This window comes from Streptomyces phyllanthi (assembly GCF_009377205.1).
Taxonomy (GTDB): Bacteria; Actinomycetota; Actinomycetes; order Streptomycetales; family Streptomycetaceae; genus Streptomyces; species Streptomyces phyllanthi.
Map to the genome: position 1 here is coordinate 1 of NZ_VJZE01000410.1, position 8,404 is coordinate 8,404.

4 protein-coding genes and 1 pseudogene are annotated in these 8,404 nt (G+C 72.2%); all 5 read right to left on the minus strand.

Annotated elements, in window-relative coordinates:
* Nucleotides 1–276: 276 nt before the first annotated feature.
* On the minus strand, nucleotides 277–1,176 hold the full coding sequence (locus FNH04_RS36135; protein WP_322724823.1) for a phosphoribosylaminoimidazolesuccinocarboxamide synthase: 900 nt from the start codon (nucleotides 1,174–1,176) through the stop codon (nucleotides 277–279).
* A gap of 85 nt (nucleotides 1,177–1,261) precedes the next feature.
* Nucleotides 1,262–2,815, minus strand: a complete 1,554-nt coding sequence (locus FNH04_RS36140; RefSeq protein WP_152790068.1) for a N,N-dimethylformamidase beta subunit family domain-containing protein — start codon at nucleotides 2,813–2,815, stop codon at nucleotides 1,262–1,264.
* 379 nt (nucleotides 2,816–3,194) lie between these two features.
* Nucleotides 3,195–5,552 carry a hypothetical protein gene (locus tag FNH04_RS36145; RefSeq protein WP_322724825.1) on the minus strand — a complete coding sequence of 786 codons (2,358 nt, stop codon included), beginning with the start codon at nucleotides 5,550–5,552 and terminating at the stop codon, nucleotides 3,195–3,197.
* Between the two features lie 331 nt (nucleotides 5,553–5,883).
* Nucleotides 5,884–7,149 carry a phosphoribosylamine--glycine ligase gene (gene purD / locus FNH04_RS36150; protein WP_322724826.1) on the minus strand — a complete coding sequence of 422 codons (1,266 nt, stop codon included), beginning with the start codon at nucleotides 7,147–7,149 and terminating at the stop codon, nucleotides 5,884–5,886.
* A 183-nt stretch (nucleotides 7,150–7,332) separates the two neighbouring features.
* A pseudogene (locus tag FNH04_RS36155) lies at nucleotides 7,333–8,404 on the minus strand (DNA polymerase III subunit gamma and tau); the annotation flags it as partial.

The following is an 8,404-nucleotide window of genomic DNA, read 5'->3' on the forward strand; positions in this document are numbered from 1 at the left end:
CAAGCCGGAAGTATGCCTCCCGCTCCTGGACCAGCTTCCTGGGTCCCTGCGGCCTCCGGTCCTCCCGGATCTTGAAGTCCATTGCCACCCCTGAACTGGGGTGTTGCAACGACCACTAGAACCTAAGCATCGACCGGGGCCTCTGTCGTCTGCCGAATGCGGCACGTCGACTCGTATGCAGCGTCGTGCGCCGGGGCGAGTGCAGTCGGTGTGCGCACCACTGGGCAGGCTGCGGGCGTTCATGGTCTGCCAGACCCCAGTGGTGCGCTGCCGTGGTCATGACCAGGTCGTGCCCGTGAGCCTTTCGTAGGCCTCGACGTACTTCGCACGGGTCGCGACGATGATGTCCTCGGGCAGAGGCGGCGGGGGCTGCTCGCTCGCGCGGTCCCAGCCGGAGGCGGGAGAGGTCAGCCAGTCCCGTACGAACTGCTTGTCGAAGGACGCCTGGCTGCGGCCCGGCTGCCACTGGTCGGCCGGCCAGAAGCGGGAGGAGTCGGGGGTGAGGACCTCGTCGGCGATGACGAGGGTGTCGTCCTCGAAGCCGAACTCGAACTTCGTGTCCGCGAGGATGATGCCGCGGTCGCGGGCGATGTCGCGGGCGCGGCTGTAGACGGCGAGGGTCGCCTGGCGCAGCTGGGCGGCGGTCTCGGCGCCGACCTGGCGGGCGACCTCCTCGTACGAGACGTTCTCGTCGTGCTCGCCGACGGCGGCCTTGGTGGCGGGGGTGAAGATCGCTGCGGGCAGTTCCGAGCCGTCGGCCAGGCCTTCGGGGAGGGCGAGGCCGCAGACGGTACGGGACTCGTTGTACTCGGCGAGGCCCGAGCCCGTGAGGTAGCCGCGGGCCACGCACTCCACCGGCACCATCCGCAGGGACTTGCAGACCAGGGTGCGGCCCTCCCAGTCGGCGGGGGCGCCCGGCGGGAGGTCGGTGCTCAGTACGTGGTGGGGGACCAGGTCGGCGATCTGGTCGAACCACCACAGGGAGAGCTGGGTGAGGACGCGGCCCTTGTCGGGGATCTCGGTCGGCAGCACCCAGTCGAAGGCGGAGGTGCGGTCGCTGGCGACCATCACGAGGTCGCCGGCCTCGTTCTGGTACAGATCGCGCACCTTGCCGGTGTGCAGATGCACCAGACCCGGAACCTGGATGGGCTCGGGCTTCTCTACGAATCCGGACACGGTTCCTCCCCGTGGTGATGTCCAAGTGGCTCGATTCTCCCGTATCCGGAGGATCGTTCTCGCCCCGGGGTCCGCCATGGGGAGGTCACTCGCGTTTGCAGATGCGGTCCAGGAGGTTGGCCGTGGCTCGCTGGATACGGGGATCGACGTGGCCTGGGCGGTCGAGAGCCGGGGACCATGCGAACGTTCCGGATGCGAAGACCCAGGCACCGGAAGGTGAACGGTAGAGGGAGGTCTCCTGGTGCCGCACGACGCCCTCGCTGTCCCGGTACGGGGAGTGCGAGAGCAGGATGCGGCCGTGGTGCTCGGGGAGCGGGGCACGCGGGAAGTACCGGTCGGCCTCGCCCGCGACCATGCCTTCCAGCTCGGCGCCCTCCTGCGCCTCGGTTCCCTCCCACAGCCAGTGGTCCGCGTTGCGGACGACCAGCGGGTGCGGTTCGGGCACCCTCCCCTGGTACTGGATACCGATCACTTCCTGCTCGGGGCGATCGATTTCGCGCCACAGAACGGGCCTCCCCGGTCCTTTGCGCTTACGGCAGGTCAGCAACCGGTCGGGGACGCCGGACGGGGAGGGGGCCAGTTCCACCTGCCAGTACATGGTGTTGGCGGAGAGGAAGACCAGGGAGGTGCCCTGGTCGCGGGCGAGTTCGACGGTGCGGCGCATGGCCTGTGACCAGTACTCGTCGTGGCCGGGGAAGACCAGGCCGCTGTAGCGGGTGGGGTCGACGCGGCCGGCGTGCAGGTCGCGGGCGTCGGCGTAGGCGAGGTCGTAGCCGTAGCGCTCGGCCCAGCGGATGAAGTCGTAGGCGTGGCCGACATGAAGAGGGAGGCCGGCACCGGCGTACGGGCGGTCGAAGGAGACCGTGGTGGCGGCGTCCGCCTCGCCCAGGAGACGGCCGTTCTCGTCCCAGGCGTGGTAGAGGCTGGCTCCGGTACGGCCGTCCTCCGGGTAGAGGTTGTACGCCTGCCAGGTGATGTCCGGCAGGACGAGGAGCAGGTCGGCCGGGTGGTCGTCGCGGACGGTGAACGGGACGTGGGAGCGGTAGCCGTCGGCGGTGGTGAGGACGGCCACATACGCGCCGATCTTCCAGTGGCTCGGGACCTGGAGGCGCCAGGACAGCCACCAGTGGTGGCAGGAGACCGTGCGATCCGCGGTGAGAGGCGGCGGCTGGACGATGCCGGAGAGACGCGGGCTGGTTGTGATCTTGCTGGCGCCGTCGCCTCCGTAGTGCCCGATCCGGTAGATGTCGACGCCGAACTCCTGGGGCGGGTCCACCGTGATGTGGAAGTCGATGGAGTCGCCGGGGGCGGTGGCGCCGGTGGTGGTGAAGCCCTTGATCTGGCAGCCCACGTCGTCGGCCGCGCGGGGGCCGCCGACGCGGGTGGGTTCGGTCCGGGGGCCGGGGACGCGGGTGCCGCCGGCTCCAGGGGTGGTGTCGCGGGTCCCAGGGGCTCCTCGGCGTGCCGCGGAGCCCGTCAGAGTGTCGTTCTGATCGACGTACCAGGGAACGATCTGGCCGCTGTCGTCGAAGTACGTCTCGGCACCCCGGAGCCAGGGGACGGGGCCCTGGCCGAAGGGGTCCGTCACGGCGTGTGCGAGTGCGCCCGACTCCCAGCGGCGGATCTTCTCAGACCCCATACGAGCTCCCCTCCCTCGTGCCCCCGTTGCCCTGATCGGTGCTGCGTGTGGGTGGCGCTTGTGCCGGTGTATACCGGCGCATACCGGTGTGTGCCGGTGGTGCGTGGTGGCGGTGCGCCCGTCCTGCGGAGCTGTTGCCGGGCGGAGCAGCGCCGGGCCTGCGGCTCGGGCAACGGTTCGGTGTACCGGCATGCGCCGGTCCGTCTATGCCCGTGCCATGTGCTCGAACGGTCCCAGCACATCACATTACGCACGCACTCCGTCACCGTTCGTCGCGAATTGACGTGAACGGAACGCTGGGCTCCGTCGGGGTGGTGGGGTGAGAGTGGGTCGAGTGACAGGTGGGGTGAGAGTGACGCCCCGTCGAGGCGCCGTGCGGTCAGACGAGGCGGACCGGCTTCTCGGGGCGTACACCCAGATGGCGGAGCCAGTGGCGGAGCGGGGTGGGGTCGCCGTCCTCGACGAGGGTGAGGACCCGGGGGGCGAGGTCGGCGGCTCGTTCGCCATTGACCAGGAGAGACGGGCCGTCCAGCCAGTCGAGTCCCGGTGTCGCGCCGGCCGTGTCCATCGCGGCGCAGCACACCATCGCGGTGACGTGATCGGTGAGCAGCTCACGGCCCGTGCGAGGGGGCTGGAGGGGGAAGAGCGGCACCATGTCGTCCCACAGTGCCCGGTCCGGTCCCTGCGGTTCCGTGCCACCGGGCACACCTGCCGCCCCTCCGGGTGACGACGCCTCCTCACGGGCCAACTCCGCGCTCAGCCCGGCCGCCAGCGCGGACGCCCGCTCGCTGCCCGGTCCGGACTCGTCGCGGAGGCTGGGTTCTGTCTCGGTCGTGTGCGTCTGGGTCGCGTGGGTCTCGGTCGCGGGGGTATCGGTCCCGTGTTTCTCGTTCCCGTGCGTCTCGGTCATGTGTGCCCCAGCCGCGTGCGTCTCAGCCAGCCGCGTCTCATCGGCTCGCGTCTCACCGGCTCGCGTCTCCTCCACGTGGGCTTCATCCAGTCGCGCCCCACCCGAGGGGGTCTCATCCGGGCCTGGTTCGTCCGTGTGCGCGGCACCCGCGCCTGCTTCGTCCGTGTGCGCTCCGAGGCCCTCTCGCTTCTCGGGCTCGGATATGCCCACCGGGTCTGCCTCATCGCCGCGTATGTGCTTCCCGGCCGCCTCAACGCCGGGTACGGCCTTCGTTTCCGCCTCACGCCCGGGTACGGCGGCCCTGCCGTCCCCGTCCACCCCGTGGACGCCCTTGTGGACGCCCCTCGCGTCCCCCTCGCAACCGAACTCGCCCTCGCCCCCGTGCGCCGTCCCCGGCCCGGCTCCCCGGATCGTCAGATGGTCCATGACCCGAGCCAGGGTCGGTCCGCCGGGGTCGGGTGTGGCCGCGTCCGTCCTGTGCCGTACGCCCAGGGCGTCCAGGACCCGGTGGAGCCTCGCCGCGTCCGTACGCCACTTCCGGTCGACGACCTCGTCGGGGTACTCGTGCCATTCCACCGGAGACCAGTCGGGGCCGGACTCGGCGGGGCCGCCGTGGAAGAGGCGGGCAGCGAGCAGCGACGCGGCCTTGTCGACCAGGCCTGGCTCCTCCAGAAGGTCGCAGGCCGGGCGCTCACCCAGCCGGGACGCGAACCCTTCGGCCAAGCGATCGCGCCGGGACAGCTCCGTGAGGGCCGCGACGACACCCGCGTCGAGGCGGGACGGCCAGCGGCCCATCCGCCAAGCGGGCAGCGCCACCCGGGTGAGCAGGCGGTCCCAGCCCGCGTACGCCAGGCCCACCTGTTCCTGGGCGACGATTCGCAGACCGTAGTCCACAGCCTGTGCACGCTCGGCCGCCGCGGCCGCCACTCCCCGCTCCATCTCGACGGCGTGGTCCCGGCAGCTGCGCAGCAGCAGGCGGGCCACCCATCCCGCACCCGCCATCCCCATCCGTTCCAGGGGTCCGCGCGCGGGCTGCGAGGTCACGGCCACGGCCGCGTCCAGGCCCCGTACGAACCGGCGCGCCGCCGCTATGTCCGGGTGCGCCGACGGTCCCGTACCCGCGACGACCGGAGCGAGGACCGCGCGCAGCTCGCCCACGCGCATCCACCACAGGAAGGGTGAACCGATCACGAGCACGGGCGCGGCAGGGCTTCCTCGTGCGCCTGCCCCACCTCCTCGGGGGCCGGTCGCCGTGTCGTAGCCCCCACCACGTACGGCACCTCGGACACCCGGTGTATTCGCTGCGCGGCCCGTGCCCTCGGGCGACGGCCGCGACGACGGCGGTTCCGACGGGGATGGCGGCTTCGACGGGGATGGCGGCTCCGAAGACGACGACGGTGACGGCGGTGAGCCGTGCGACCGGTGCGTGCGGTCCTCCAGCCAGCTGTCGCAGTCCGGGGTGAGGGCTATGGCGGAGGGGGCCGGTACGTCGAGCCGGTCGGCCAGGTCCCGCACCAGGCGGTACAGGTCCGGCGCGGATGCCTCGGCGATCGGGACCGTGGGGCTCATGGCGGGCCGGGCGCGGGCGACCACGAGCGCGACGCCGACGGCGGAGACGAGGACGACGGCCGCGAACACCGTCACGATCCAGCGTGCGGCCGGCCAGCCGCCGCCGGAGATGTGACCGGTGGTCCCTCCGACGAGCAGTACGACGGCGACGGCCGCGGGCAGCAGGGCGACGGCCAGCGCTCTGCTGCGGATGCGCAGCACGGCGAGGGCCCGGGAACGCGCGGCCTGCGCGCCCACCTCCACACCCATACCGGTCACGACCGGCCGTCACCCCCTCCCGTCCCGACTGTCCCGTACTCCGCACGGCGTGCGCTGTGACGGTCGTCGTCACAGCGCCCGCGGCGGGATGGCCTGGTGTTGCTCACTCCCCCACTGTGGCACCCACCACTGACATCGCAATGCCGATGGGCCAAGTGCCGGACCGCTTGCGCCGCACCCTAGTTGGGGTGTTCGGCCTCCGTCAGCCGGATAGGGCATCGGTCACTCGATGGAATGGCTTTGGGGAGAGGTGGAAGACAGGGAGCAAGGATCGGGCCCCGGATTCCCAGAGGAATCGGGGCCCACGAGCGGTGAGGGACCACCCAGCGGTTTACGAACTCGCGTGCGATCCGGCCGCCGCCTTCGCCGCGATGTCGGTCCGGTGATGCGAACCGTCGAGCCCGATGCGCCCTACCGCCGCGTACGCCCGTTCGCGCGCCTCCGCCAAATTCGCGCCGCTCGCCGTGACGGACAGCACTCGGCCGCCCGCACTGACGATCGCGTCCCCGTCGCGCTTGGTGCCGGCGTGCAGGACGTACGCGTGCGGGGCGTCCTGGGCCGCCACCTCGTCGAGTCCGGTGATCGGGTCGCCGGTGCGCGGGGTACCGGGGTAGTTGTGCGAGGCCACGACCACGGTGACGGCCGCGTCGTCGCTCCAGCGGAGGGGTTCGAGGTCGGAGAGAGTGCCGCCCGCGGCGGCGAGCAGCACTCCGGCCAGCGGGGTCTTCAGGCGGGCCAGGACCACCTGGGTCTCGGGGTCGCCGAAGCGGGCGTTGAACTCGATGACCCGTACGCCACGGCTGGTGATCGCCAGACCCGCGTACAGCAGGCCGGAGAACGGCGTGCCGCGGCGGCGCATCTCGTCGACGGTCGGCTGCAGCACGGTCTGCAGCACCTCGTCGACCAGCTTCGGGTCGGCCCAGGGCAGCGGGGAGTACGCGCCCATGCCGCCGGTGTTCGGTCCTTCGTCGCCGTCGAGGGCGCGCTTGAAGTCCTGCGCGGGCTGGAGCGGCAGGACGGTCTCGCCGTCGGTGATCGCGAAGAGCGAGACCTCGGGGCCGTCGAGGTACTCCTCGATGACGACGCGCTCACACGAGTTGGCGTGTGCCCTGGCCTGCTCGAGGTCGGGGGTGACGACGACGCCCTTGCCTGCGGCGAGACCGTCGTCCTTCACGACGTACGGCGCCCCGAACGCGTCGAGCGCCTCGTCGACCTCGGCGGGCGTCGTGCACACGTACGAGCGGGCTGTGGGGACCCCCGCCTCCGCCATCACGTCCTTGGCGAAGGCCTTGGAACCCTCCAGCTGAGCGGCTTCCGTGGAGGGACCGAAGCAGGGGATACCGGCCTCGCGCACGGCGTCGGCGACACCGGCGACGAGCGGGGCCTCCGGCCCCACGACGACCAGTCCGGCATCGAGCTCCGTGGCCAGCGCGGCCACGGCGTCGCCGTCGAGCGCGTCGACCTGGTGCAGCTCGGCCACGTCCGCGATGCCCGCGTTACCTGGCGCGCAGTGCAGGGCGGTGACATCGGGGTCGAGGGACAGGGAACGGCACAGGGCGTGTTCGCGGGCGCCGCTACCGATGACGAGGACGTTCACGGGGTCAGCCTAACCGGAGCGGGGAGGAGCGTTTGTGGGGGATACCGAAGGGGAGGTGAGGGGAGGCTTGTGTGATCGTCCGAACCGCCCAACCACCCCGCCCCGCTTCGCTGGTCGGCGGGATCCTGTTCGCCCGCCAGACGCCTTTCGTCCGCCGGGTGCCCCTCGTCCGCCGGGTGCTTCTTACTCGTTGGAGAACTCCTCCACGACCGTCGCCCCCAGCTCCCGCACGATCAGCTCGTACCCGGAGAGGGCGGACTCGTCGAGGTCGGGGTCGTCGTCCTCGGGGATGTCGTCCTCGGGCGAGATGGGTGCGGACCGCGGGGGCGCCGGAGCGGCGGGCTGTGGCGCCGACGCGGGGGCGGCCGAAGCCGACCCTCCCTGGCCCGCGCCCGCCGCCGATCCGGCTCCCGGGGACGACGGGCGTGACGCTCCCTGGGGCGGCGGCTGGGGTGCGGCCGGACGCGGCGCGGCGGCCGGCGCCGCGCCGTACCCTCCGGCGCCACCGCCTCCACCGCCACCGCCACTGCTGCCGCCACCGCCGAAGGAGCCATAACCGCCCGAGCCGCCGCTCGCACCGCCATACCCCCCCGAGGCAGCCGGCGGCGAAGCCGAGCCGCCCGACGGATCGACGATCGCCTCGATCTTCCAGTGCACGTTGAACTGCTCGGTCAGCGCCTGACGCAGTACGTCCTCGCTGCCGCTGCTCGCGAAGTTGTCCCGTGCCCCGGCATTGACGAACCCGAGTTGCAGGGTGGTGCCGTCGAAGCCGGCCACCTGCGCGTTCTGACTGAGCAGGATCCAGGTGAACCGGCGGCGGTTTTTCACCGCCTCCAGGATGTTCGGCCAGAGCGTGCGGGGGTCGAGCCCTCCGCTCGCGGGGGTGAAACCGGAAGGCGCGGGTGCGGGTGCGGGTGCGGACGTATGCGCTGGAGCGGCCGCGGGCCCGGATCCGCTTCCGGGACTGGAAGCCGCCGGTGGCCGGCCCCCTTGGCCGCCCTGACCGCCATGCCCTCCGGTTCCTCCGCCTGCGGGAGTCGCGGTCGGCCAGCCACCCGGGCGTCGGCCACCGCCCGCGGGCGCCGCGGTGGGCCAGGCACCCGGAGCGGAAGCGGCGGTGGCGGCTGCCGGACCGGGAGGCTCAGCGGGCGCGGGTGCGGGTGCGGGTGCGGATGCAGCGGCGGCGGCAGGCTGCCCCGTACCAGCGTCCGCAGGCGTAGCCGCAGGGGGAGCCGGTGGCGCGGCAGCGGGAGGC

Bases quoted from the DNA above. Each gene is read 5' to 3' on its own strand.
- FNH04_RS36140 (WP_152790068.1), bottom strand. From the start codon at position 2,815: ATGGGGTCTGAGAAGATCCGCCGCTGGGAGTCGGGCGCACTCGCACAC.